The organism is Brevibacterium picturae (genome assembly GCF_900105045.1).
Lineage (GTDB): Bacteria > Actinomycetota > Actinomycetes > Actinomycetales > Brevibacteriaceae > Brevibacterium > Brevibacterium picturae.
The window spans coordinates 314,060-339,363 of record NZ_LT629739.1 but is presented as its reverse complement, the minus strand read 5'-3'; the positions used below and the strand labels follow the sequence as shown (position 1 = coordinate 339,363).

General features: G+C 65.0%; 18 protein-coding genes. 12 read left to right on the top strand and 6 right to left on the bottom strand.

Going from position 1 to position 25,304, the window contains the following annotated elements; genetic code table 11:
* Nucleotides 1-127: 127 nt before the first annotated feature.
* The gene (locus BLT92_RS01600) at nt 128-2,800 is read right to left on the bottom strand and encodes a bifunctional acetate--CoA ligase family protein/GNAT family N-acetyltransferase (protein WP_092102347.1); all 2,673 of its coding nucleotides are present in this window, start codon (nt 2,798-2,800) and stop codon (nt 128-130) included.
* Nucleotides 2,801-2,924: 124 nt separating this feature from the next.
* On the opposite strand from BLT92_RS01600, the gene BLT92_RS01595 reads away from it, so the two are divergent.
* The 9 genes from BLT92_RS01595 (at nt 2,925) to manA (ending at nt 15,596) form a co-directional block, all read left to right on the top strand.
* Entirely contained in the window at nt 2,925-3,512 is a 588-nt protein-coding gene (locus BLT92_RS01595; protein WP_092108665.1) for a DUF5998 family protein, read from the top strand.
* Nucleotides 3,512-4,675 (top strand): alkaline phosphatase family protein, encoded by a 1,164-nt coding sequence (locus BLT92_RS01590; protein ID WP_092102343.1) that lies wholly within the window; start codon nt 3,512-3,514, stop codon nt 4,673-4,675. The genes BLT92_RS01595 and BLT92_RS01590 overlap by 1 nt, the downstream gene beginning before the upstream one ends.
* A gap of 63 nt (nt 4,676-4,738) precedes the next feature.
* Entirely contained in the window at nt 4,739-5,974 is a 1,236-nt protein-coding gene (locus BLT92_RS01585; protein ID WP_092102340.1) for a methyltransferase, read from the top strand.
* A gap of 54 nt (nt 5,975-6,028) precedes the next feature.
* Nucleotides 6,029-7,273: a 5-(carboxyamino)imidazole ribonucleotide synthase gene (locus BLT92_RS01580; protein WP_092102337.1), complete on the top strand. Its 1,245-nt coding sequence runs from the start codon at nt 6,029-6,031 to the stop codon at nt 7,271-7,273.
* 1 nt (nt 7,274) lies between these two features.
* Entirely contained in the window at nt 7,275-7,850 is a 576-nt protein-coding gene (gene purE / locus BLT92_RS01575) for a 5-(carboxyamino)imidazole ribonucleotide mutase (protein ID WP_407922872.1), read from the top strand.
* A 37-nt stretch (nt 7,851-7,887) separates the two neighbouring features.
* The gene (locus BLT92_RS01570; RefSeq protein ID WP_092108661.1) at nt 7,888-9,036 is read left to right on the top strand and encodes an acyl-CoA dehydrogenase family protein; all 1,149 of its coding nucleotides are present in this window, start codon (nt 7,888-7,890) and stop codon (nt 9,034-9,036) included.
* 300 nt (nt 9,037-9,336) lie between these two features.
* Entirely contained in the window at nt 9,337-10,857 is a 1,521-nt protein-coding gene (locus BLT92_RS01565) for an LCP family protein (RefSeq protein ID WP_092102334.1), read from the top strand.
* A 263-nt stretch (nt 10,858-11,120) separates the two neighbouring features.
* Nucleotides 11,121-13,928: an NlpC/P60 family protein gene (locus BLT92_RS01560; RefSeq protein WP_231938970.1), complete on the top strand. Its 2,808-nt coding sequence runs from the start codon at nt 11,121-11,123 to the stop codon at nt 13,926-13,928.
* A 354-nt stretch (nt 13,929-14,282) separates the two neighbouring features.
* A complete protein-coding gene (manA, locus tag BLT92_RS01555) occupies nt 14,283-15,596 on the top strand; it encodes a mannose-6-phosphate isomerase, class I (protein WP_092108659.1) in 1,314 nt (437 codons plus the stop codon).
* 415 nt (nt 15,597-16,011) lie between these two features.
* On the opposite strand, the gene BLT92_RS01550 is transcribed toward manA, so the two are convergent.
* From BLT92_RS01550 to BLT92_RS01535, 4 genes are read right to left on the bottom strand one after another with little or no spacing between them, the layout of a single operon-like run.
* Nucleotides 16,012-16,677: a CoA transferase subunit B gene (locus BLT92_RS01550; RefSeq protein WP_092102328.1), complete on the bottom strand. Its 666-nt coding sequence runs from the start codon at nt 16,675-16,677 to the stop codon at nt 16,012-16,014.
* Between the two features lie 12 nt (nt 16,678-16,689).
* A complete protein-coding gene (locus BLT92_RS01545; protein WP_092102325.1) occupies nt 16,690-17,460 on the bottom strand; it encodes a CoA transferase subunit A in 771 nt (256 codons plus the stop codon).
* Nucleotides 17,448-18,161 carry a hypothetical protein gene (locus BLT92_RS01540; protein WP_092102322.1) on the bottom strand — a complete coding sequence of 238 codons (714 nt, stop codon included), beginning with the start codon at nt 18,159-18,161 and terminating at the stop codon, nt 17,448-17,450. Before BLT92_RS01540 ends, BLT92_RS01545 begins: the two co-directional genes overlap by 13 nt.
* Nucleotides 18,162-18,221: 60 nt before the next feature.
* Nucleotides 18,222-19,349 carry a coenzyme F420-0:L-glutamate ligase gene (locus BLT92_RS01535; protein WP_092102320.1) on the bottom strand — a complete coding sequence of 376 codons (1,128 nt, stop codon included), beginning with the start codon at nt 19,347-19,349 and terminating at the stop codon, nt 18,222-18,224.
* Nucleotides 19,350-19,847: 498 nt separating this feature from the next.
* Between BLT92_RS01535 and BLT92_RS21020 the strand changes: the two genes are divergently transcribed.
* The 3 genes from BLT92_RS21020 to BLT92_RS01520 are packed head-to-tail and all read left to right on the top strand — an operon-like array spanning nt 19,848 to nt 24,885.
* Nucleotides 19,848-20,288 (top strand): WhiB family transcriptional regulator, encoded by a 441-nt coding sequence (locus BLT92_RS21020; protein ID WP_269457380.1) that lies wholly within the window; start codon nt 19,848-19,850, stop codon nt 20,286-20,288.
* The gene (locus BLT92_RS01525) at nt 20,285-23,431 is read left to right on the top strand and encodes a glycosyltransferase family 2 protein (protein WP_197679652.1); all 3,147 of its coding nucleotides are present in this window, start codon (nt 20,285-20,287) and stop codon (nt 23,429-23,431) included. The genes BLT92_RS21020 and BLT92_RS01525 overlap by 4 nt, the downstream gene beginning before the upstream one ends.
* Nucleotides 23,428-24,885, top strand: coding sequence for a DUF5719 family protein (locus BLT92_RS01520; protein WP_092102317.1), 1,458 nt, complete (start codon nt 23,428-23,430; stop codon nt 24,883-24,885). Before BLT92_RS01525 ends, BLT92_RS01520 begins: the two co-directional genes overlap by 4 nt.
* Here BLT92_RS01520 and BLT92_RS01515 read toward each other — a convergent pair.
* Nucleotides 24,882-25,241: a metallopeptidase family protein gene (locus BLT92_RS01515; RefSeq protein ID WP_092102314.1), complete on the bottom strand. Its 360-nt coding sequence runs from the start codon at nt 25,239-25,241 to the stop codon at nt 24,882-24,884. The genes BLT92_RS01520 and BLT92_RS01515 overlap by 4 nt on opposite strands.
* Nucleotides 25,242-25,304: the final 63 nt, after the last annotated feature.

The window sequence follows — 25,304 nt, the reverse complement described above, 5'->3', positions numbered from 1 at the left end:
AAATTCATAACGTTTCGTGTCGAACGGATACAGACACTACCTGCATTTGAGAAGAATTGGTATAAGACTCGCCAAACTGCCAGTCGGTTCCCACTGAATGAGCCACATAGTCGTCGCTCGGGCCACCTCAGCTCAACAGCCTCCGCGTCGAATCGATGCGTGCGGAGTCCGTGAGCAGATCAATTCTCACGCTCAGCAGATGCCCGCCGGTCACGGTGGCGACCATCGGATGGATTTCGAGTTCCAGGATCTGCGGGTGCCTTTCGACGAGCACCGACAGGCGCTCGAGCACGTCCTTCAGGGGGTCGATGTTCACGGGCGGCAGCCCCCGATAGCCGAACAGCCTCGGCGAGGACTTGACCGATCGGATCATGTCCTCGGCGTCCTTGTCCGTCAATGGGGACACGCGATGTTCGACATCGCCGAGCAGCTCGGTTGTATCCCCGGCCAGGGAGAAGGACAGCAGCGGTCCCAGCAGGCGGTCTTCGCCGGCGCGGATGACGCAGGGCACTCCCGGAGGTGCCATGGCCTGAACGTCGACCAGCGGGTCTTCGTCGACGAGGAGGGAGCTGATGGTCTCCTGGATCGCTTCGAAGTCCTCGCGCAGCTCCTCCGGCGAGTCGATGTTCAACCGCACTCCGCCGAGCTCCATCCGATGGCGCAGCGTGGACGACACGGCCTTGAGCGCAACCGGATAGCCGATCTCATCGGCAGCGGCCAGTCCCTCGTCGACCGAAGCGGCCGTGATGTGGGGCAGCACCTCGATCCCGTAGCAGGACAGCAGATTCCTTGCCTGATCCCGCTCGAGCCGGAGGGGCTTGCCCGGCTGCGCACCGGAGAGCGCCGATTCGATGATCGTGCGCACACCCTTGTCGTCGAGGTCCTCGACTTCGAGGAAGCGGCCGTGGTCGGCACCTCGCCAGCGGGCATAGTCGGTGGCTCTGGCCAGTGACCACACGGCGTCCTCAGGCCCGACGTAGCTGGGCACGGTGTGCGAGTTCCGGTTTCCCTCACTGTCGCTGAGGTGGGTGGTCAGCTCGTCCTGGACGCCCTTGATGCCGAGGAAGCAGGCCACGGTCGTCTTCGTCGAACGGGCGGCCGCCTCGGCGAGGTGGGCTGCGATCTCGGCCTCCTCTGCCCCGGCTGAGGGGGTGAAGGTGACGACCACGGAGTCGATGTCCTCGCGGGCATACATCGCCTCGAGTTCACGCCGGAACGTCTCGGCTTCGACCTCGGGGTGCAGCGATACCGGATCGGCCTCAACGTGCAGGCCCTCGGCGCGGCCGCGTTGGACGACGAGGGTGGCCATCGCCGCGGAGTTGCCGATGACTCCCAGGCGTCTGCCCGCCGGCAGGGGCTGGGTCGAGAACACTTGGGCCAAGTCGAAGAGCTGGTGGATCGTATCGGCTCTGATCACCCCGGCCTGGCCAAGCACCTGGTCGAGGGTATTCGGGGCCAGGGACGAGGTGCGCACGATATGGCCCGGTGGCAGCTCCCGACCGGTGAGGTCGGACTTGATGACGACAACCGGTTTCACGCGCGAGACGCGGCGGGCGATGCGGGCGAATTTGCGAGGGTTGCCGATCGATTCGAGGTAGAGGCCGACGGTCTTCGTCGCCGGATCCTCCTCCCAGTATTGGAGGACGTCGTTGCCGGACAGATCTGCGCGATTGCCGGCTGAGACGAACGTGGAGATGCCCAGGCCGCGCTTCTTCGCCGCCGCCAGCAGAGCGGTGCCCAGCGCGCCCGACTGACTGAACAGGCCGAGTGTCCCCGACGCCGGCAGGAACGGTGCCAGTGAGGTGTTGAGGGAGATGTCGGCCGATTCATTGACCAGGCCGAACGAGTTCGGGCCGACCACGCGCATTCCATAGGCGCGGGCCGTGGACACCATCTGGCGCTGCAGCTCGGACCCGGCCTCGCCGGTCTCGGCAAACCCCGAGGAGATGACCAGCACCGCCTTGACTCCGTGCGCCGCGCATTCCTGGACCACCTCGGTGGCGGACTCCGCGGGCACCGCGATCACGGCCAGGTCGGCCGTGCCCGGCAGATCGCCGAGGCTCGGGTACGCCTGGACACCGGCAACCTGGTCCGCCTCCGGGTGGACGACCCACAGGTCACCGGTGAACTTCGCGGAGGTGATGTTGCGGATGAGGAGATGACCGGTGGAGTTGCGTTTGCGGCTGGCGCCGATGACCACCACCGAGGTGGGGTGGAGGACCGTGCGCACGCTCAGTGCCTCGGCACGATGTTCCCGAGAGGCCTGGACCTCGATGGACCGTGCCGTCGGGTCGATGTCGAAGTTCACGGCCACGACGCCGTCGTCGAATCCGCGGGAGACCTCGTAGCCAGCGGCTTGGAAGACCTGCAGCATCGACCGGTTCTGAGGCAGCACCTCGGCGGTGAATTTGACCAGCCCGAGATCCCGGGCCGCGGCGGCGAGATGTTCGAGGAGGATCGAGCCGACGCCGCGCCCCTGGTGGGCGTCGGCGATGTTGAAGGCCACCTCGGCGGATGTGTCCGAGATCTTGTCGAAGCGGCCGACGCCGATGATGTCGGACCCGACGAGCATGACCATCGCCACCCGGTCGCGATGGTCGACGGTGACGAACCTGTCGAGATCACGCTTGGGCAGCCGGGGCAGCGGCGCGAAGAATCGCAGGTAGACGGACTCCGGCGACTGCGCCTCGTGCATCCTCGACAGTGCTTCGGCATCGGTGGGGACGATGGGGCGCAGGTGGGCGGTGCCGCCGTCGCGCAGGACCACATCGGCTTCCCACTCGGCAGGATAATTTTCCATGCCCCCAGCATAAGCGGATCACGATCACCCTGGGCCGTACGTGACCTGCGAGGTGGCAGAACACGAGCCGAAGGTGCAGGGGGCGAAGTGGGAAGACTCGGGCGAGTACGGCACAATGGGTCTCATGGCTTTACCCGAAGTTCTCGTTCACGATCTGCAGTCGGCCGGATACTACCCACAGCTCACACAGGGGATTCTGGCGGATTCTCTGTTCGACGAACCGGTTCTCGCGCATTTCGTCCACATCGACACGCACGTCGACATCGAATCCATCCACCGTCACGTCACCGCCTTCGTGCTCACCGAGACACGACTGCTGCTCGCACACGTCGACGACGACCCGAACGTCGCGCCCGGTTCCAAGCCGCGGGCCGTGACGAGCAGCGAAGACATCGAACTCGATCGTCTCGGCACCGTCATGGTCGGCCGGACCTTCGCGGACCCGGCCGCATTCATCCCCGGGGACAAACCGGTCGAGGTGTCGCTGACCCTGTCCTGGGGCGCCTCCCGGCGGATCGAAGCCTTCCCGGAGACCTGTGGCGATCCGGACTGCGTGGCCGACCACGGCTACGGCGGATCCGTCTTCTCCGAGGACGTCATGCTGCGCGTCTCCGCCGAAGCCGAGGGCCAGTCGGCCGTTGACCGCATCGCGGAGTTCGCCGGGAAGCTGCGTGCCGCAGTGTTCCAAGCCAGGCTCCGGTCGCGGCGCTGATGGCAGATCAGGCCACCTCGCCCCTGACGGGGCCGCCCGACTATTCCGGGCCCATCCTCTCCGACGTGGTCCCGGCTGCGGCGCTCAGCCTCGGCGCGGGGGAGATCTTCGACGACACGGCACGGACTCGGGCGCAGGTCCTGGGCCTTGATCGTGAGTCGCGGACCACGATCGTCGTCCTCATCGACGGCATGGGTGAGAGCCAGCTCAAGCAGTACAGCGGTTACACCCCCTTCTTCCGGTCCCTGGCCGCATCCCGACGAACCCTGTCCACAGGGTTCCCCTCGACGACCGCGAACTCCCTGTCTTCGCTGGCCACGGGACGGCTGCCCGGTGGCCACGGCGTCGTCGGATACCGTGTGCTCGATCCCGCCAAGGACGCCGTGTTCAACCAGCTGACCTGGGACCTCGACGTCGACCCGGTCTCCTGGGTCCCCGATGCGACCCTGTTCGAACGCCTCACCGAGGCCGAGGTCGATGTCGTCAGCCTCGGCGAGGCGAAGTTCGCCGGACGCGGACTGAACCGGGCCTCCCTGCGCGGGGGACGGTTCCGGGCCTCGAAGACACTCGAACAGCGCTGCGCCCAGGCCATCGAAGAGGCGAAGGCGCCGGGTCGTCGGCTCGTCTACCTCTACTGGGGCAACCTCGACAAGACCGGCCACGTCCACGGATCGAATTCCTCGCAGTGGACCGAGGAACTCGAACTCGTCGACCTGGCCCTGTCACGGCTGGCCGATGACCTGCCGGCCGATTCGACGATGATCGTCACCGCCGACCACGGAATGGTCGACATCGATCACAGCCTGCGCCTCGACCTCGCCGAGGCTCCCGCACTGCGCTCGGGGGTCAGGCACGTCGGCGGCGAACCCCGCGCGGTCCATCTCTATGCCCATGAGGGCGCCGAGGCCGACGTCTACTCGGCCTGGACCGAGACCGTGGGGGACAGGGCACTCATCCTCAGCCGTGATGACGCCATCCGACACGGCTACTTCGGCCCCGTCGATCCCCGGTTCCGGCAACGCATCGGGGACTTCATGGTCATCTGCCAAGACGAATTCGCCATCGTCGACTCCGACAACGAATCCGCCTCGGCGATCGCTCTCATCGGACACCACGGTTCGACGACGGCACGCGAGCTGCAGATTCCTCTGCTCGTGGTGTGAACGGGTGTCACACGACCGGATGCGCCAGGAACCCCCGATGACCAGACGCCTCAGGAGGCTCCCTTGACCGCGCTCGATTGGACCGAGGACGGATCCGCGCGGTCGGCGAGCTGGCATTCGGAGAATCAGTCGTCGGCCCCGGCTCGGGTGACGGTGATCAGTGACGAGATCACCGCCGATGCCGCCTACCGTCTGGCCCGATCCGGGAATGGGATGCTGTGGCGCGGGGACTACCACAACGGTCGGCAACTGCTGCAGGCGATGGACCGCCGCTTCAAACGCCGCAGCGCCCGCGGTGGAGCCGGCGGTGGATCCAGCCAACGCAGTGGCAACAAGCGCGGTCGCGACAAGCGCGGAGGCCAGCCGGAGACCACCAACGACGGTCTCGTCGGCGGTCACAGCGCGGCGGAGGCATTCGAGGCGCAGCGTCGCTTCATCGCCGATCGCGCCCGTCTGCTCGGTGCTCTCATCGTCGAACTCGACGAGGACTACCGGCTCAACCTGCGTCGCGCCCCCGATGTCAGCCTGGCCTGCCAGGCCGCCTACGGGCCATCGACGGGCCCGATGTGCGTCTCGCTGACCGAGTTGAACGGGGTGCTCAGCGCCTATCAGTGGCAGCTGAAGGGCGTGGCCGTACCTGCCCTCGGCGAGCACATCCACCCGCGCTACGGTGTGTTCTCCCCGATCCGCGGAGAATACGTCGACCTGGTGGCCCAGGCGCCGCTGCCGGCATCCGAGCCCGGCAGCCCATCGGCACCACAGACCGCCTTCGACCTCGGCACCGGCACCGGGGTGCTTGCCGCCGTGCTCGTGCGCCGAGGCGTCGACCACGTCGTGACCACGGACATCAACCCGCGTGCGGTGGCCTGTGCACAGGAGAATCTGGACCGGCTCGGCGTGGCCGATTCCGCCGAGGTGGTTCAGGCCGACCTCTTCCCACCAGGGCTTGCCGATCTCATCGTGTGCAACCCGCCGTGGCTGCCTGCCCGCCCGAGCTCTGCGCTCGAGGCTGGCATCTACGACCCCGGCTCCGATGTGCTCCACCGCTTCATCGACGGACTGGCCGCCCACCTCACCCCGAACGGTGAGGGATGGCTGATCCTGTCCGATCTCGCCGAGCACCTGGGCCTGAGGACCCGAGAAGCGCTCCTTGCTCGCATCAGCGCCGCCGGGCTGCGCGTCCACGACCGACACGGCACGACTCCGCGCCACCCCCGCGCCTCGGACGCCACCGACGAACTCCACACGGCCCGCGGAGCAGAGGTCACCTCGCTGTGGCGTCTGCGACTCTCCGCCTGAGGTCGAGACTCACATAGCGAACCTGCGCGTCCCATGACAGCCGCGGACGATAGGATGGAGAACGTGACTTTTCCTCGTGTTGGTGTCATTGGCGGCGGCCAATTGGCACGTATGCTTGCCCCTGCCGCAGAAGCCCTCGGCATCCGCTTCTCAGTCCTGTCTGAGACCGCGGACGCCCCGGCCACCCAGGTCATCAATGAGGTGAGCGTCGGCGACTACAAGGACTTCGCGACCCTCAAGGCCTTCGCCGAGACCGTCGATGTGGTGACCTTCGACCATGAGCATGTTCCCCCAGAACACCTCCAGACCCTCGCCGAGGCGGGCCATGCGATCCGTCCGGGACCGCAGGCTCTCATCTTCGCCCAAGACAAAATCCGCATGCGTTCGCGGATGGACGAACTCGGACTGCCGAACCCCGCCTGGGCCGAGATCACCTCCCATTCCGACATCGAAGCCTTCGCCGAGAGAGTCGGATACCCCTTCATCCTCAAAACCCCTCGCGGCGGCTATGACGGCAAAGGTGTGCGCGTCATCGACACGCTCGACGAAGCCGTGTCTTGGCTCGACGAGGTCGGACAGTTGCTGGCCGAGGAGAAGGTCGATTTCACCCGGGAGCTCGCCGTCATGGTTGCACGCTCCCCGATGGGCCAGACTGCGGTGTGGCCCGTCGTCGAGACCTGGCAGCAGAACGGGGTGTGCAAAGAGGCCGTCGCGCCCGCACCGGGACTGGCCGCAGAGAAGTCGAGAGAGATCACCGAGGCGATCCTCAAGGTCGCCGGTGCCCTCGACGTCACCGGTGTGATGGCCATGGAGCTGTTCGAGACCGCGGACGGCTTCCTCATCAACGAATTCGCGATGCGTCCCCACAACACCGGTCACTGGACCCAGGATGGGGCCGTGACCAGCCAATTCGAACAGCACCTGCGTGCGGTCCTCGACCTGCCCCTGGGCAGCCCCGCCGCCCGCGAGGACGTGTCCGTGATGGTCAACGTCCTCGGCGCCGAGCATGAGGATCTCTACCAGCCCTATCTGCACGTGATGGCCCACGACCCCGCGATCAAGGTTCACCTCTACGGCAAAGGCGTGCGTCCGGGCCGGAAGGTCGGCCACGTCAACGCCTACGGGGAGGATCTCGACCTCGTGCTGGCCAGGGCGCGACACGCAGCGGACTTCATCGCCGGCGTCGACGTCGATCCGCATCCTCAGATGCCGGCCCCGACCGACCTCGACGCGAACGCCGAGCCATCCGCCGATGACGAGACGGGAAACGCTGCCATACCCAACGACGAAAGGGCCTGAAATGCCTCCAGCCACCGATGACAGCTCCACGACCGACGCCACCTCAGGGCCCATCTCGGCGGCGGGCTCTGCGAATTCCGGGACCGCTGTCGTCGGAATTGTCATGGGATCGGACTCGGACTGGCCGACGATGAAGGCCGCAGCCGAGGCGCTCGAGGAGCTCGGCATCGACTCCACCGCCGAGGTCGTCTCCGCCCACCGCATGCCCGAAGACATGGTCGAGTGGGCCAAGACGGCGGCAGATCGCGGCCTGCGCGTCATCATCGCCGGTGCCGGGGGAGCGGCGCACCTGCCCGGGATGATCGCCTCAATGACCTCACTGCCGGTAATCGGCGTGCCCGTTGCGCTGAAGTACCTCGACGGAATGGACTCACTGCTCTCGATCGTGCAGATGCCCGGAGGGGTTCCCGTGGCCACCGTCTCGATCGGCGGGGCCAAGAACGCGGGCCTGCTGGCGGCCCGAATCCTCGGCGCCGGCGACACCGACTCCGCGGCCGCAATACGTGGCCGTCTCGATGAGCATCGGAGCCAGCTGCGGCAGGTCGCTCTCGACAAAGGGCAGGCACTGCGGCGATAATAGAGGTACTTAACGATTGATCAGTAATAGGAGAATGATGTTCGACCTCTACCAGCCCAGCGAAGAACACGAAGAGATTCGCGCCGCCGTGCGCAACGTCGTCGAGAAGAAGATCACCCCCTTCGCCGCCGAGGTTGACGCTGATTCCCGCTATCCGCAGGAAGCCCACGACGCCCTGGTCGAAACCGACTTCTTCGCTGCGCACATCCCAGAAGAGCACGGCGGGATGGGCGCGGACGCGCTGGCTGTGGCCATCATCATCGAAGAGGTCGCCCGTGGCTGTGCCTCTTCTTCCCTGATTCCGGCTGTGAACAAACTCGGCAGCATGCCCGTCCAGCTCGGTGGCAGTGAAGAGATCAAGGCGAAGTACTTCCCGCAGGTCGCCCGCGGCGAGGCCGGATTCTCCTACGGACTCTCCGAACGTGAAGCCGGCTCCGACACCGCCTCGATGAAGACGCGTGCCGTGGCCGACGGCGACGACTGGATCCTCAACGGAGTCAAGACCTGGATCACGAATGCCGGCGTCTCCGAGTACTACACGGTCATGGCTGTGACCGACCCCGATGGTGCGCGCGGACGCAACATCTCTGCCTTCGTCGTGGAGAAGTCCGACGAGGGGTTCACCTTCGGAGAGAAAGAGCGCAAGCTCGGCATCAAGGGCTCACCGACGCGTGAGCTTCTCTTCGACAATGTCCGCCTGCCCGGCGATCGCATCATCGGTGATCCCGGCGAGGGACTGAAGATCGCACTGCGGACCCTCGACCACACCCGTGTGACGATCGCGGCTCAGGCGGTCGGCATCGCGCAAGGTGCACTCGACTACGCGATCGGCTACGTCAAGGAACGCCAGCAGTTCGGCAAGAACATCGCCGAGAACCAGGCGATCCAGTTCATGCTCGCCGATATGGGTATGAAACTCGAAGCCGCCCGTCAGCTGACCTACACGGCGGCGGCGAAGAGCCAGCGCTTCGATGATGACCTCACGTACTTCGGGGCGGCGGCGAAGGCCTTCGCCTCGGATGCGGCCATGGAGATCACGACCGACGCGGTGCAGCTGCTCGGCGGTGCCGGCTATGTCGTTGACCACCCGGTGGAGCGGATGATGCGTGATGCGAAGATCACACAGATCTACGAAGGCACCAACCAGATCCAGCGCATGGTGATGGGGCGCAAGCTCATCAGCTGAATCCCGACCCGCCTCGGCGGGGGAGAGCTCAGACTTCGAGGGAGAAGGTCCTCGCCCGCGGGGGGGGTGGCCTTCTTCTTTCTGCGCGAGCGGACTCGCGGCGGGTGCCTGTGATCAAGCACTCCTGTCATGGCGCGACATGCGCAGGCGAAATGTGCCGGAATCCCGGGTTCTCACGCGCCACAATGGATGAACACAGTCGACTCTCCAGAAGGTTTGGCACAGTGGTCTGTGTCGCCGCAGGCTTCAAGTCTGCGCGTGTGGCCATAACAGCAACGAGCGCGAGGTAAAGGTAGGTCAGTGGCCGAAACGAGATACGTCGACCCCATTCATCACCCGTCGTACGCTTCACAGCCGACGAGGGATGTACGGGCGTGGATTCTTCTCCTGGTCACCGCCTTCATCCCCGGGGCAGTACAGCTGCTGTTCCGGGCCCGTCGCTGGGCCAAGATCGCGCTGTCGATCACCGCAATCAGCTGGGCCCTCGTCATCATTGCTCTGATAGTGGTCCTCATCGACAAGAAGTTCCTCTTCACGATCGGAACGAATCCCTTCCTGCTGACGTTCCTCACGATCTGGCTGCCGGTCATCGCCGTGAACTGGGTCGTGTGCCTGTTCGATTCGCTGCGCCGGATCAAACTCGTCACGCTGTCATCGAGGGCCCGCAAACGCTTCCTCGCCGCCTTCTGCGCCCTGCTCCTCATCGTCGTGGGCCCATTGGCCTGGGGCACGACGCTGCTGGACTCCCAGCGCGGGCTGATGGCCGACCTCTTCGCCTCCGGGAAGGCCGCGAAGCCCGTCGACGGCCGCTACAACATCCTGCTGATGGGCTCGGACGCCGGCAAAGGCCGCACCGGCATCCGACCTGACTCGCTGTCCCTGGTTTCGATCGATGCGGACACCGGCAAGACGGTCATCATCGGTCTTCCGCGCAATATGCAGAATGTGCCGTTTCCCGAGGATTCTCCGCTGCACGAACACTACCCGCAGGGGTTCAACTGCGGCGATGAATGCCTGCTCAATGCGGTGTTCCAGCAGGGCGAGCGGCACAAGGAAGAGTTCGAGAACCCGAAACGAGCGGGCGAACAGGCCACGATGGACGCCGTCTCGGCGATCACAGGCGTCGAGGTCCAGTACTTCGCCATGGTCAATCTCAAGGGATTTGAAAATCTCATCGATTCCCTCGGAGGCATCACGGTGGTATCGGGCAAGCGTGTCCCGATCTCCTCGAAGGTCGACCCGGAGACCGGTGAACACGGTCCGGTCAAGGGCTGGATCGAACCGGGCAAACAGAAGCTCGACGGCTACCACGCTTTGTGGTTCGCCCGTTCCCGTGAGATGTCCAGCGATTACGAGCGGATGATCCGGCAGCGCTGCGTCCAGACAGCAATGGTCAAGCAGCTCGACCCGGCCACCGTCCTCACCCGCTACCAGCAGATCGCCAAGGCGACCCCGGGGGCGCTGTCGACAGACATCCCCTCTTCCGAGGTCGACATGTTCGTCGATCTGGCTCTGAAGGTGAAATCCCAGAAGATCGAGTCCTTCGACCTGACTCCGCCGAACGTGATCCCCGCGGACCCGGACTTCGATGCTGCGAGAGCGCTGGTGGCGGATAGGATTGCACAGGCTTCCGGGGACGGTGAGAAGGACAAGGGTGCTCAAGCGGTGCCTGGTGGCTCCTCAGGGGCCGCAGCCGGGGTCAATGTGACCTCCGGACTCACCCCCGATTCTTCCGTCCAGGTGAGCGCTCAAGGCGGCGGCGAAGATGGGTCTGAAGAGGACAAAACGGAAGCCGAGAAGGAGATCTGCTACGTCCCCTGAGATCCCCGTCGCTGCGTATTCCTTGTCTATGTCCATCAGATGAGCGGAACTGGAGAGAATTCCGTGAAAAAGTTTCTCTCGGTGTGTCCCTTGAGAACACTGGGAACCACACCGGTGTAACTCGATTATTTTATTATTTGGCTAGTCTGACACGCCGAATATGTGTAACAATTTTGAGATGTTGGGGTTACCCACCGTTCTGCCAACGGTGAGGATGACCTCAAAGCCTGAACTTCCCTGACTTCCTCGTAAAGGCTGTAACGATGAAATACTTATTGCCCACAGTCGCGGGCTGCGCTTCGGTCGCACTCGTCGGCACCTTAGCGGTCACCACCACGACTGCCTTCGCGGCGTCGACTGAGCCTGAGGTGACCCAAAAGGCGCTGAGCGTGAGCGAAGACGGACTCAATGTCCCCGGCGCCCGGGCTTCCAGTGACTCCACTGCCAACGCCGCCAACCAGAGCGCCACCAGCAACCTGCCGAACATCTTCAAGTCGGAGACCGCTATGGCCTCGACGCAGGTGCCGAACACCATCAATGTGGGCGTCGGCGCATCTGCTGCGGGCGGATCCACCGGATCGATCAATCCCGTCTCCACGGGGTTGTCCTCAGCTGAAGACGGAAGCGAAGCCGCTGCCTCGGAAGACTCCACTCCGAAGCCTGATCCATCGGCACCCGCCGACGAGTCGGCCACGAAGGATGACGAAGCGTCCACGGACGACAAGTCGAAGGACTCCGAATCATCAGAGGACTCGAAGGACGACGAGGGCATTTCGGGCTCGGTTCGACAGAAGACCGAGGACGGCGTCAACATTGCGCTGATCTCCGACGTGCTCGACGTTCCCTCCAAGAACCCGAGCCTCATCGGATTCACCTTCTCCGAGTCGAAGTCCAACATCCGCATTCAGGTTCGCGTCAAGAGCGGTTCTGACTGGGGCAACTGGACGTCACTCGACGAGGAGAAGCAGGAACAGGCGAAGAACAAAGGCTCCGAGCCGTTCACCGTCAGCCAAGCTTCGGGTGTGCAGATGCGCATTCTGGGCGACAAGGCTCCCAGCGATGCCGAGCTCGTCCTCGTCGACCCAAAGCACAACCCCAGTGATGCCGCCGCCGTGGCCGACAACGACCCCGTCGAGATCGAACCGCAGAGTTCCGCGCCGTCCGAAGGGGCAGCGGACACCTCCGAAGCGACTCCAGGTTCAACCTCCACTGCAGCGAGCACCGAGACGGTGGCTGCTTCAGGCCAGGCGAAGGTGACCAATCAGAACTACGTGCCCGGCTCCTCGTCAGTGAACAACGTGGCGAAGTCCAATGTGCCGAAGCCGAAGATCGGCTCGCGTAAGTCATGGGGTGCCAAGTCGTACAACGGCAGCCCTGACTACGCCAGCGGCATCAAGAAGGCAGTCGTCCACCACACCGCCGGTTCGAACAGCTACTCGGCTGAAGACGTTCCCTCGATCCTGCGCGGTATCCAGTCCTACCACCAGTCGGGGCGCGGCTGGGATGACATCGGTTACAACGTCATCGCCGACAAGTACGGCCGCCTCTGGCACGCCCGCGGCGGCGACATCGAGAAGGCCGTCATCGGTGCCCACGTGGCCGGTCACAATACCGGAACCTTCGGCATCTCGGTGCTCGGCTCCTACGACAAGAAGGCTCCGCCGAAGAAGACGCGGGACGCTGTTGCCTCCGCCATCGCGTGGAAGCTGTCGATGGACGGTGTCAAGGCCAGCAAGTCGACCGTCGTCGCCCACCGCGACCTGGCGAACACCAGCTGCCCCGGTGACGCCTTCTACTCCAAGATGGGCGAGATCCGTTCGACTGTCTCCGACATCATGAAGTCCGGCGATCTGCCGTCCGATGAGAAGAAGGACGACGACAAGAAGGACGATAAGAAGGAAAAGCCGAAGCCCAAGACCGCGATCGAGCAGTACGCTGCCGACCACAAGAAGGAACTCGGCAAGGCCACTGGCAAGGAACACGATCTCAAGGGCGTTGACGGAGCTCGTGCCCGCGCTTACGAGAAGGGCAACGTCTACTGGTCCAAGAAGACCGGTGCGTACCACCTGTCCGGGGCGATCAAGAATTCGTACAAGGGTGACGTCGTCACCCAGCTGGGCCTGCCCACCGCGAATGAGAAGAGCGGCCTGAAGGACGGGGGAGCGGCACAGTCGTTCCAGAAGGGCAAGATCTATTGGTCGAAGGACTCTGGTGCTCACTACACCAAGGGCACCCTCCAGAACTATTGGGGTGACAAGGGGACCGTGAGTGGGCATCTCGGTTATCCCGAGTCGGACCCGGTGTACAAGGACGGGAGAGGTGAGCAGCTGTTCGAAGGTGCTCGACTCGTCTGGGCCGAGGGCTACGGAACCACAGAGTTCTCGCCCACGGGCACCATCAGCGGCGGCGTTGTCGACGACAATGCTCCGGGCGCCTCTGATGATGCCAACGCTTCCGGTGGTGCCGATGCGTCGGCACCACCGGGGGACAGCCCCACCGATGGCGGGTCGGCTGCAGACTCCGGGGAAGGTTCTGCAGACGACAAAGACGCCAAGGATGACAAGAAGGCCGATGAGCCCAAGAATGACGAGCCCAAGGCTGACGAGCCCAAGGATGACGACAAGTCCAAGGACGAGAAGAAGGACGACGACAAGTCGAAATCTGACGAGCCCAAGGACGACAAGAAGGACGAGCCGTCCAAGGCAGAGAAGATCCAGGCTCAGCGTGACTCCATCATCAAGGAGGCGAAGTCCCACCTCGGCGTGAGCTATGTCTGGGGCGGCACCTCGCCGACGAAGGGTTGGGACTGCTCGGGATACACCCAGTACGTCTATGGCAAGAACGGCATCGAGCTGCCACGTACAACCAGCCAGCAGCGCAATGCCGGCACGGTCATCCCGACCGAGGACGCCAAGCCGGGTGACCTGATCTGGATCCCGGGCCACATCGGCATCATCTCCGAGAATGAGGGAAAGATGTACGATGCCGGCTCGTCCCGGACTAATACGACGGAGCGCAGCTACAGCTGGATGCTCGATCGTGGAGCGAAGGTCATTCGCGTCGTCGGCTGACACCAGCCGCACAATATGAGTCGGGTGAGTCCCGGCGGATAGCTCCACTGCCTCGCGGTCGGTTCTGAAGAGAACTGGCCGCGAGGCTTTCTGCTTTCTGGCATACGCACGAAAGGGACTCCGGACTTCCAGACAATTTCGATGAGGTTGTCCGCCCGCTGATCTTCCGTCAACCTCACCTGTTGGCCATACGTCCTGGTCGCAGGCGGTGAACACCAGATGTCCTGGTCTGAACAGTCAGTGAAGCCACCCCGAGAATCGATGATCAGCCGACATGAACGCGCTAACGTGGAAGAACGCACGCGGCATTCACGCGTGTTCGTCCGATCAGTCCAGCCGAAGGGGACCAAGACAGTGCGTCGATTGCACAACACGGTCAAGAACTTTGCTTGGGGCACCACGGACGCGATCCCGGCAATCCTGGGAACCGCGCCCGACGGCACACCCTGCGCCGAACTCTGGCTCGGAGCACATCCCCTCAGCCCCTCTCGTTTGGACACCGGAGACTTCGAGCAGCAGCGCTCGACCCGCCGGTCCGCGCAGCAGGGATCATCGTCGTCTCTGGACGTGAAGACCGACAGCAGCACGGTCGGCCCCAATCTCATCGAATACGTTGCCGGCGATCCGGCGGGCCTGCTGGGCCAGGATTCGCTGCGGGTCTTTGGGCCGCGTCTGCCCTTCCTGCTCAAAGTTCTCTCCGCGCAGAAGGCCCTGTCGATCCAGGTTCACCCGAATCCGGAGCAGGCGGCCACCGGTTTCGCCCGCGAAGAGTCCCAGGGTCCTGATCTCGACTCCGCGACCCGCAACTACAAGGATCCCTCCGCCAAACCGGAACTCATCTACGCCCTCACCGAGTTTCACGCGCTGACCGGATTCCGGTCGCGCAAGGCCGTGCGCGCAACCTTTGAACGACTGCTGTCGCTGTCACTGTCGGCGACCTCGCTGGACTTTCTGGGCGACGTGATCTCGGCACTGAAGTCCGTGACCGAGGCAAGGGCCTTCTCCAAAGCGGTCGAACTCGTCCTCGGCGACTCACGGTCTGCAGGATTCGTCGACGAGGTCGCCGCGCAGGATCTGGCAGAACTCCCCGAAGGCCACATCAGCCGTTCGGGGACAGCAGTCGACCCTGCAGAGACCTTCCACGAGCTCGTGTCCGACTACCCGTCCGATCCAGGTGTCCTCGTGGCGCTCATGCTCAATCGGGTGCACCTGCAGCCGGGGGAGGCCCTGGCAATGGAATCCGGCGTGCTGCACGCCTATCTGGGCGGGACCGGCATCGAAGTCATGGCCTCGAGCGACAACGTGTTGCGCGGGGGACTGACGAACAAACACATCGACATCCCGGAACTGGGCAAGGTTGCGAAGTTCACCTCGGCCAGACCCCGCATGGTCGAACCCGATCGCGACGGAATCCTGCTCGGAACGACCGAGGACTTCGCCCTGCAGTCACTGCGATGCCCGCGCCTGACACAGGTCGAACGCCGAGGCGCAAGCATAGCCCTGTGCACCTCGGGAACCATCACTCTGACGTCTCTGGGCTCCACGGTGACACTCACACGTGGGCAGAGCGTGTTCATCGCGGCAAATGAGCCCACAGTGACCGCAGACGGCCATGGGGACCTGTTCGTGGCGACCACCGGGCTCGAAACCTCGCTGCCCTTCGTCTGAACCGTCTGCGGCAGGGAGCACCACCCACCGTCAGTCGTAAATCAACTCTTTGCTGGGGTGCCGTTCAGCGCTGACTGTAGGGCATGCTGAACTAATCGTGGTCAATGCCGCTGACGGTGTGTTCAGCGGCTGCTGGTGCGTGTGCACGGGCTGCGTGTGGTGCACGGGCTGCGAAGCGCTCTCACCCCGGAGAGTCTGCACAGAGTGCGCATTGCTCCTTCGGAAATTCGCTCCAGTCGGTGCGCCCTGCGGCTGCCCGGTACATTCGCACATGGAAGAGGCCGCCCTGGGTCGAGCTCCTTCTCAAGAATCGGTCCAGGGCGGCCTCGTCGCACCCTTCGACTAGCTAGCCGCCCAGGCGATTAGCGAGCCAGCCGCGAGGTCGCTCAGGTCGCGCAGCCCGGCTCAACCGCCCTCAGGCGGCGTCGACGCTGATGGTGGGGACGTCGCCTGGGACGTTCACCTCGGCGCCGGTCTTCTCCTTGACTTCCTCGACGCTGACTCCGGGCGCCAGTTCGACGAGGGTGAAGGAGTCGCCGGTGACGTCGAGCACGGCGATGTCGGTGACGATGCGGCTGACGACGCCCTTGCCGGTCAGCGGGAGGTCGCAGCTGGACAGGAGCTTGTGCGAGCCGTCCTTGGCGACATGGTCCATCATGACGATGACGCGCTGAGCACCGTGGACCAGGTCCATGGCACCGCCCATTCCCTTGACCATCTTGCCGGGGATCATCCAGTTCGCGATGTCGCCGTTCGTGGCGACCTGCATCGCGCCGAGGATCGCGGCGTTGACCTTGCCCCCACGGATCATGCCGAAGCTGGCCGCGGAGTCGAAGTAGGAGGCACCGGGGAGCATTGTGACGATCTCCTTGCCGGCGTTGATGAGATCAGGGTCGACCTCATCCTCGGTGGGATAGGGGCCCACACCCAGCAGCCCGTTCTCCGACTGGAGGACGAGATCGACTCCCTCGGGCAGATAGTTGGGCACGAGTGTCGGCATTCCGATGCCCAGGTTGACGTAGCTGCCGGCTTCGAGTTCCTGGGCTGCGCGGGCCGCCATCTGGTTTCTTGTCAATGACATATTCGGCTCTCCTCAGGCTTCGCGAACGGTGCGTTTTTCGATGGGCTTGTCGGCGACCTGCTCGGCGGTCAGTTCGACGACGCGGTGGACGAAGATGCCCGGGACGTGGACGTCGTCGGGGTCGATCTCACCGGGTTCGACGAGTTTCTCGACCTCGGCGATGGTGGTCCGGGCCGACTGTGCCGCCGGAGGATTGAAGTTCCTGGCCGAGGAGTTGAACACGAGGTTGCCGTGGCGGTCTCCGACGGCGGCGCGCACGAGTGCGTAGTCCGGTGCCAGCGACTGTTCGAGGACGTATTCCTTCTCTTCGCCGAAGGTGTCGAAGACGCGGGTGTCCTTGGCGGGGGATTCCTTGACGACGTTGCCCTCTGTGTCGTACTTCCACGGCATGCCGCCGTCAGCGACCTGGGTGCCGGCGCCGGTGATCGTGTAGAACGCGGGGATTCCGGCTCCACCGGCCCGCAGCTTCTCAGCGAGGGTTCCCTGCGGGGTCAGTTCGACCTCGAGTTCGCCGGAGAGGTACTGGCGCGCGAATTCCTTGTTCTCACCGACGTAGGAGGCGATGATGCGTCGGAGGCGATGGTCGGCGAGCAGCAGGCCCAGGCCTCGCCCGTCGACACCGGCGTTGTTCGAGATCACTTCGAGGTCCTTGGCCCCCTGGTCCTTGATCGCTCGGATCAGGAACTCAGGAACGCCGACGACACCGAAACCGCCCACGGCGATCGATGATCCATCTGCAATATCGGCTACCGCCGCAGCGGGCGTATCAACTACTTTGTCCATGTTCCCAGTCTGCCACGGACCTCGCCGAGGCTGCTCGCCAGGTTCGCAATGCGAACCTCGTCCATCCCGTTGGCCAGTAAGGTCTCACCCCCGCGGAGGAAGTGGCCCAGGAACGTCGCCCACTCGTCGGGGAGCGGGGTCGAGTTCGCGACGAGGATGCCGGCACCGGAGTCGGCCGGGGACTCGGTCCACTGGATCTCCTGGTCGCCGACGATGAGGGTCCCGGTGGATTTCAGACGCCGAGGCGTGAAGTCCGGGTAGGCGCGGATCGCCGAATTGACGTCGATGAAGTCCTCATCGACGGGGGTGCTCAGGGCCAGCGCGGGCGGGTTGTAGACGAAGACTTCCTCGGCCGGAGCCAGACGCTCGTCGCCCTCATGCCCCAGCGGAACGAAAGCATGGAATTCTCCCTCCGGAGCCGCAGTGTCCTCGACTCCGGACTCGGAGGTGGCCGAGCCGAGGACGACGCGACCGTCGGCGAGGAGCACGCTGAGGATCGCGACGAGCTCACGCCAGTGCAGTCCAGCTGGCATCGGTACGAAGAGCGTGAAGTCAGGTCCGAGGTCGTAGTCGCCGAAGAGGCCGACGCCCTTGTTCACCCAGTTCGCTGCGACCGGACCGGTGAGATCGAGTCTGTCGTAGTCGGGGCCGCGCCAGAAGAGGACGGGCCCGCCGGTGCGGCTGATGATGGAGAGATCCACGAAGGATCACCTGCTTTCTCGATGGAGGTTCGGTGGCGCGGGAGTTCAGGGCGCGAAGGTTCAGGGAGACAGGAGCCCGATGCTGATGTGGACCCCGCGAGGGAACGCGCCGAGCTCACCGTCGGCCCATTCCCATTTCGTCGTCGCACTGAGATCCTCGGCGAACAACGCGGTGTGCACGCGTTCGACGAGTGAGCCGAGGCCCACCATCGCCTCGAGCAGGGGAGGGCCGCCGGCTTGGGGTGTGGCGGGAGAGTCGGACGGGGCCATCGTGATCCGGGACCCGGAACCCTCGATGTGCATTCGCCAGGCGGCTTGACCGGGTGTGCGCGAGCCTCCGGCGCGGACGACTCGGATGGCGCGGGAGACGCGTTCGAGGATGTCGTCGCTGTTGTCACCGGCCGCGGCCCGGCCCGGCAGCTCGGTGACGCCGAGGCCCCTGTGGATGGCTTCGACGTGGCCGTAGCGGAACCAGTCCTCGCCGAGATCGCGGCTCAGGGCCTTCGCCCCGGATCGTCCCTTGTCCAGGTATCCGCCAGCACCTCGCACGAGTGCCATCGGAAGGCCTCGCGAGGATCCCTTGACGAGGTCGGCTGCGGCAGCGATCTCGTCGGCGATCGCGCGCACGGTCACCGATTGCACGCGACCGTCATCGTCGGGTCTGCCGCGCTGATCATCGAGACCGGAGAGACCCGAGAGCCCGAGCGCGAAATCACCGACGCCGATCCTCCAGGGCCGCGAGATCGTGTCTGAGATGACGACGCCGATTCGCACCGAGAAGGCCTCTTCGACCCGTGCCCGCAGCTTCTGAGCCGACACGTCGCTGTCTTGAGGGTGGAGGACGACGGAGCCGTTCGAATTCGATTGGTCGAGTCCGGCCGCCGCCTGCACGGTGCCCGAATGGGTGCGAACGATCTGGACGGTCGACCCGGAGGCATAGGTCCGTTCGGCAACGAGGTGGTTCGACGAATCCTCGACGAGGTCCTCGAACTCCGCTCGGTCCTTCACCGTGCGCAAACGTCCGTCGGCCTTGGACACCACCTTCGACGCGATGACGAGGATGTCGCCGTCCTTGAGGTCGATGCGATTCCGACGAAGGGCGTTGACAAGTATCGCTGCCAGATCGGATCCGGGTGCGATGTCCTCCTCGACCGGAGGCGCGTACACGGTGAGCAGCCGGTCGTTCATCCTCGGATCCGCATCGCCGTCGAAGTGCCACGAAGCCCGAATTCAGGCGGCGGGTGCTGGGATCGGGCAGCGATCGCGAGTGATTCGACTCTCATGACTCCATAATCCCACCGACGGTGAATGATTTCGAAATTCTCCAGATTTGCTCAGGTGCTCACTACGGGTTGTGTCCATCCCAGATAGTGGTCGCTATATGTGGTGTTCTCGGCGCGTGTGTATGTGAAGGTGTGTTCGAATAACCCGCAGGTGCCTCGTCTAATACTCCACAAGGGCTTGACGAGGCGGTAATGACACGCGTGTAATTTATACTTAACAGGGGAACGCACTCGGCACGAATCCTCGGATTCGAGCATCCCCCACGCTGATACCGTCAGCACGAGCTTCACCTCCGGAGCTGTTCGTCAGAGTCGGTCGCACCCAGACCGGTTCACTCCTCGAACGGTACCGGAACAGGAGTTCACAGTGGGAGGTGAGCCGAGAGTGAGAAAGGGGAAAACCGTGCAAAGCGCACAGAGCAAAAGGCAGGAGAGGGAAGACTTCTCCACAGTGCCCGGAGTCACTTCTCGAAGTGCCGAAGACTGGTTCGTCGAACCAGGGGCGCGTACACCGGATACTCTGCCTGATCCATTGGCGATCGATCCGAACGATCTGACACCGCTTCCCACGGACAACTCCGCAGTATCGCCGCTCTCACTGCTCTTCGGGGCAGCCGAGGACGGCGAACTTTCCTGGCAGGACCAAGCGCTGTGCGCGCAGACCGATCCTGAGGCGTTCTTCCCCGAAAAGGGCGGATCGACTCGTGAGGCCAAACGTGTCTGTGCCTCCTGCGATGTCCGCTCGGACTGCCTCGAATACGCCCTGGCGAATGACGAGCGCTTCGGAATCTGGGGTGGCATGTCTGAACGTGAACGCCGTCGACTCAAGAAACGAGTCGTGTGAAACCTGCCGTCACCGTTGTCGTCGCCGCTGGTGACGACAGCAGCAGGGTCGAGCTCGAAACAGCTCTGGACAAGACCTACCCCGGGATCCCGATCGTGGATCTCGGGGGTCTTGCCGTCACAGAGGCGCAGACCCTCCCCGAGGTAGCCGGCAGCACACATCTGTGGTTCCTCACAGCCGACTCGCGTCCAGAACCCGAGTGCCTCGAAGAACTTCTCGACGCGATCGGTGAGACCGAATCCATCGGCGCCGTCGGTCCCAAGATCATGCATGCGGATCGCATCGTCTCCGCCGGCGTCACCACGACCTCGGCGGGGGCCAGGGTCAATCCGGTCGCGGACGGGGAGATCGATCAGGGACAGCGCGACGGCCAGTCGGAGACACTCGGCCTCGACCTGCCCGGCATGCTCATCGCCACCGCGGAACTCGAGAGAATCGGAGCCCCCTCCCGCGTCCTCGGCGTGGCCTACCGCGGTCTCGAATACTCGCGTCGACTGCGCGACCTCGGCCGCCGGGTTGTCGTCGCCCCGCACGCCAGGCTCACAGTCTCCGCACTGTCGGCCTCCCAGCTGGGCTCCTCATCACTGCCGCCGAGCTCGAAAGCTCAGATCCGCACCGAACAGCGCTACCGGCTCAGCCTCGCCAGTCCCGGATTTGTCAGAATCTTCTGCCTCCTCGCCCTCACCCAGCTGAAGAACACCCTGGCGGGTCTGCTGTCGAACAATGTCCGCGCCGCCTCCTGGTACTTCTCCGCACTGCTCGGGCTCGGCGCCGACGCCCGCACAATCTCCCGGCTGAGGCGTTCCAACGCCCGTCGCAGCCGCATCGCCAAACGCAGTGCCGACTCCCATGTGGCCGCCCTCTACGCGGACCCGGACGAACTCGCCGTTCAGCGCCGGAGCATGAACTCCGCCGAGGACGCGCGGCAGGCTCAGGCCGACTCGCCAGCGGCCGAAGGCCCGGAGAGCACGGACGAAACCGAACTCAACCCGGTCGGCGACACGGAGGAGGCCATCGACTCGTTCTCGCGCCTCGAGGTCACCGGCGGTTCGGGACTCTTCCACAACCCGCTGACCTACCTCCTCGTTGCAGCTGCGGCACTGAGCGGCTTCGTCTCCTTCCGTCTCTTCGGCCCCGGCCACCTCGTCGGGGGAGCCTTGGGATCGACCGACGTGTCACTGGCGGAACTCGTCGCCCGCCTGCTCAGCCCGAATCTCGACGTCTCCACCGGGGCCGCTGTTCCCGCCGACCCCTACCAGCTGGTCCTGGCAGTGCTGAGCCTTCCGTTCCTGGGCCACGTCGACATCATGGTCCGCACACTGATCCTCCTCGCCCCGATCCTGGCCGTCATCGCCGCCTACGCCGCGGCGGGCGTGATCGTGAAGAGGAAATGGGTGCGCGGGCTCGCCGGTCTGCTGTGGATCGCCGCCCCGCTCTTCGTCACCGCACTCTCGACCGGCCGCCTCGGCGTCATCCTCGTCTGGATCGCGGCGCCCCTCTTCGTCATCGCCCTGCGGCGCAGCCTGCGCACCGGGTCGATCGCCGCAGCCGCCACCGCGGGGCTCTTCCTGTTTGTCATGATCGCCGGCGTCCCGCTGATGCTCCCCCTGGGCATCATCGGCACCGTCGTGCTGCTGTGCACCGGCCGCGGCCTGCGACACCTGTGGCTGCTGGCCCCGACCCTGTTCCTGGCCTGGCCATGGCTGGCAGCGCTCGTGACCGAACCCGGCGCAGTCTTCGTCATGCCCGGCCAGACCCTGGCCCCACCTGCCCCGCCGAGCTACCTGTTGGCGGTCGGCTTCCCCACGCCGATCGATATGACCTGGCTGGCCGATCTGCTCGCGACAGTCGGCGTCGGTGGCGTCAGCCCGGCGATGCTGCAGCTGTGGGCACCGGTCCTCGTGCTGCCGATGCTCATCCTCGCGTTCCTCACGCTCATCGAAGCCCACCTCAGACTCTCCCGCCTGATGTGGGCAGTCGGCCTCTACCTCGCCGGTCTGCTGCTGGCCACCGTTCAGGTCCTGATCCCGGCCCAGACCGGGCCCTTCCACCTCATCGGCTCCTATCCGGCAGCGGGCCTGATCCTGCTCAGCCTCGGCGCGGTCATGCTCCTCACGCTCGGCGCCCAGTCCACCACCACTCGATCGACGAACTCCCGTCGGCTGCCAATGCGTGGTCTGGCCGGGCTGGTGGCCCTCGCCGCCGTCGGTCTCATCATCGTCGGCGCCGGACCCAGCACCACCTCGGCGGACAGCGTCACCACTCAGGAGCACGGCACCGTCCCGGCCCTGGCCGCCGACCGTGCCTCCGGTGACACCCAGGCACGCACCCTGCGCCTCGACGTCATCGACGGTGAGGTCCGCGCCCGCCTCCTGTCCTCTGCCGATGGAACGATCATCGGCACCTCGACGATCAGATCCGCCGAGGCGGTCGGAGGTTGGCCGTGGGAGCGCAGACCGCTGCCCATCGGTGAGGACGAGACACTCATCGCCCAGGCGGCCGCCGCGCTCTCGGCCGATGACGCCGGAGACGTTCGTTCCGTCCTGGGCCAGTTGGGCGTGGACTTCGTCCTCGTCGATCCAAGCGCGAAGAATCTCGCGAACTCGGTGGCCGCCGCCGACGGTGTGGTCGAGGTCGGCCCCACCGAATCGGGTGGACTGTGGCAGGTCGACACTCCCTACAGCGGTCGTTTCCTCGTGCGGGAGCCCGACGGAACAATGAGCACCGCACCGATGGATGGCACCACCGCCGAGGTGGCCCCCGGTGACGAGGGTCGCACCCTGATCGTGGCCAGCAGCATCGACAACATCACCGCCAGCATCGATGGCAGTGCCCTGCCCAAGCCCGAGGAGTCCACGTTCGGCTGGGCCCCCGAGTTCTCACTGCCCGCCGACGGGGGACAGGTGGAGCTGAACTACGGGTCGGAGCTCTTTACTCCCGGCGTCGTGGTCGGGTGGATCCTCGGCCTCCTCACCCTCATCGTCGCGATCCCGTTCGGATCCCAGCGGCAGACCCGAGCCTGGTCGCGAAGGACTCGTTCGAGGTCGGACGGGCTGTCGCGGTCGGTGCCTGAGGAGCCACCACCGGGACAGCCGGCACAGGGTCAGCCGGCACCCGGGCAACCCGTGGAGGAGAAGTCATGAAACACATGCGCAGCATCGTGACCTTCGCGGCGATCGCCGTGCCCGGGGTGCTCGTGGCCACGACCTCGTTCCTGACGCCGCTGACTCCTGGCACACTCGATCGCAGCCCCGAGCAGGTGAGAATGCCCACCGCCGACACTCGTGTGATCTGTCCCGGCCCGCTGTTGACCGATGATGAGGCCGAGGGCACCGACGCGGAGTTCATCGACGATTCGAACGTCTCCACACGCGTCGTCTCCGCCTCCGCACCGATCAGCGCCACCGACGGCTCGGTCTCTGCGGCCCGTCTGCAGGTGGCAGATCTGGGCGGGTCCGCGAACTTCGACAACCCCAGCTCCTCCGGCTTCGTCTCCGGCGATGACCCGATCGACAAGACCAAACTCATCACCGGTTTCGCCCGTCCCGGGGCACCGGCGCTGACGACCGGTGTCGAAACCGTCGAGGGCACATCCGGCGACCTCACCGGACTCGCGACCCTGACCTGCGGGTCAGCGTCGAGCAACTTCCGGATTCTGGCCGGCTCCGGCGCCGCGGGATCGAACTCGCAGCTGCTGCTGAGCAACCCCGGCGACGTCCCCGTCCAGGCCGAGGTCACACTCATGACGCCCTCCGGACAGCGCGGGGAGCCGACGGAGGTCAGCATCAAGGCCGGGAAGCAGCGCGCCATCCGTCTTGCCGGTCTGGCTGCCGGGGCCGAGTCTCTGGCCGTCGATGTCAACGTCGACGGGGGAGTTGTGGCCGGATCCGTGCAGGAGACCGTGCTCGACGGCCTCACCCCCAAGGGCATCGACCTGGCCACCAGCGGAGCAGATGCCGATTCGCAGCAGGTCGTCACCGGACTCGATGGCAAGGACGTGCGCCTGCGCGTGGCCAATCCGGGTGATGACCTCTCGGAGGTCTCTCTCAAGGCGTACGGTCCCGATGGGGAGATCGACATACCCCGTTCGTCGATGACCGTGGTCGCCCACGGGGTCGCAGAGGCTGAACTCGGCGATCTCGACGCCACGAGCGTCGTCCTCGACTCGGATCAGCCGATTCAGGCCAGCGCATTCATCGGTCAGGACGGGGAGAAGGGTGCGGCCGACTTCGGCAGCGTCAAAGCCACCGGTGCCCTCGCCGACTCCCAGGTCATGGCTCTGCCGCGCACAGGCACCGGAAAGCTCTACCTCTCACCCGGCCAGGGGCAGGTGCAGGTGCGAGGAATGCTCGACGACGGTTCGCTCACCGAGCCGCAGTCGATCGACCTCAATCCCACCGGCACCACCGAGTTCAGCCCCGCCGAGGTGTCCCCGGACGCCGTACGCGCGATCGTCATCAGCGGTGAGAACGCCTCAGGATCCCAGTCGAAAGGCGTCCACGCCAGCTATGTGGTCAACACAGACTCAGGGATCTCCGCGGTGTCACCGGCCCCGGCTCCTGCCGGCGTGGCCTATCGCGACATCCGCCTCGGCTAGGAGTTGCGGAGGATCTCAACCTGATCGGCGACCACCTCGGCGATGAGGGAATCCCTCTGCCCGCTGCTGTGATACTCGATGACGCGCCGGTAGAGAACGATGTGCGTGAGCCTGTGGGCGGTGGCGGGGAAGACCCGACCGAACGCGGGCTCGGTGGAACTTGCCGGTGGAACGGCATCGATGGCCAGCACCACCTCGGCGAGGAGTGACGGTTCCTGCGCCCGGAAGCGGGCGAATTCCTCGGCCGCGACACGGGCGAAGCTGTCGGCCCGGCGCAGGCGCGCGGGGACATCGGCCAAGAACAGTGGGGACCGCAGTCCGCGGCCGTGCCGATCACGATGACGCCTGGTGCTCATGACTCAATATTGTACTGACCACACGGCCCTGGCTGACGAGGACAGGCGGTGCTCGCGTGTAAA

Coding starts and splice junctions, on each gene's coding strand:
- BLT92_RS01600 (WP_092102347.1), bottom strand. CDS start 2,800: ATGGAAAATTATCCTGCCGAGTGGGAAGCCGATGTGGTCCTGCGCGAC.
- BLT92_RS01595 (WP_092108665.1), top strand. CDS start 2,925: ATGGCTTTACCCGAAGTTCTCGTTCACGATCTGCAGTCGGCCGGATAC.
- BLT92_RS01590 (WP_092102343.1), top strand. CDS start 3,512: ATGGCAGATCAGGCCACCTCGCCCCTGACGGGGCCGCCCGACTATTCC.
- BLT92_RS01580 (WP_092102337.1), top strand. CDS start 6,029: ATGGAGAACGTGACTTTTCCTCGTGTTGGTGTCATTGGCGGCGGCCAA.
- purE (WP_407922872.1), top strand. CDS start 7,275: ATGCCTCCAGCCACCGATGACAGCTCCACGACCGACGCCACCTCAGGG.
- BLT92_RS01570 (WP_092108661.1), top strand. CDS start 7,888: ATGTTCGACCTCTACCAGCCCAGCGAAGAACACGAAGAGATTCGCGCC.
- BLT92_RS01560 (WP_231938970.1), top strand. CDS start 11,121: ATGAAATACTTATTGCCCACAGTCGCGGGCTGCGCTTCGGTCGCACTC.
- BLT92_RS01550 (WP_092102328.1), bottom strand. CDS start 16,677: ATGTCATTGACAAGAAACCAGATGGCGGCCCGCGCAGCCCAGGAACTC.
- BLT92_RS01545 (WP_092102325.1), bottom strand. CDS start 17,460: ATGGACAAAGTAGTTGATACGCCCGCTGCGGCGGTAGCCGATATTGCA.
- BLT92_RS01535 (WP_092102320.1), bottom strand. CDS start 19,349: ATGAACGACCGGCTGCTCACCGTGTACGCGCCTCCGGTCGAGGAGGAC.
- BLT92_RS01520 (WP_092102317.1), top strand. CDS start 23,428: ATGAAACACATGCGCAGCATCGTGACCTTCGCGGCGATCGCCGTGCCC.
- BLT92_RS01515 (WP_092102314.1), bottom strand. CDS start 25,241: ATGAGCACCAGGCGTCATCGTGATCGGCACGGCCGCGGACTGCGGTCC.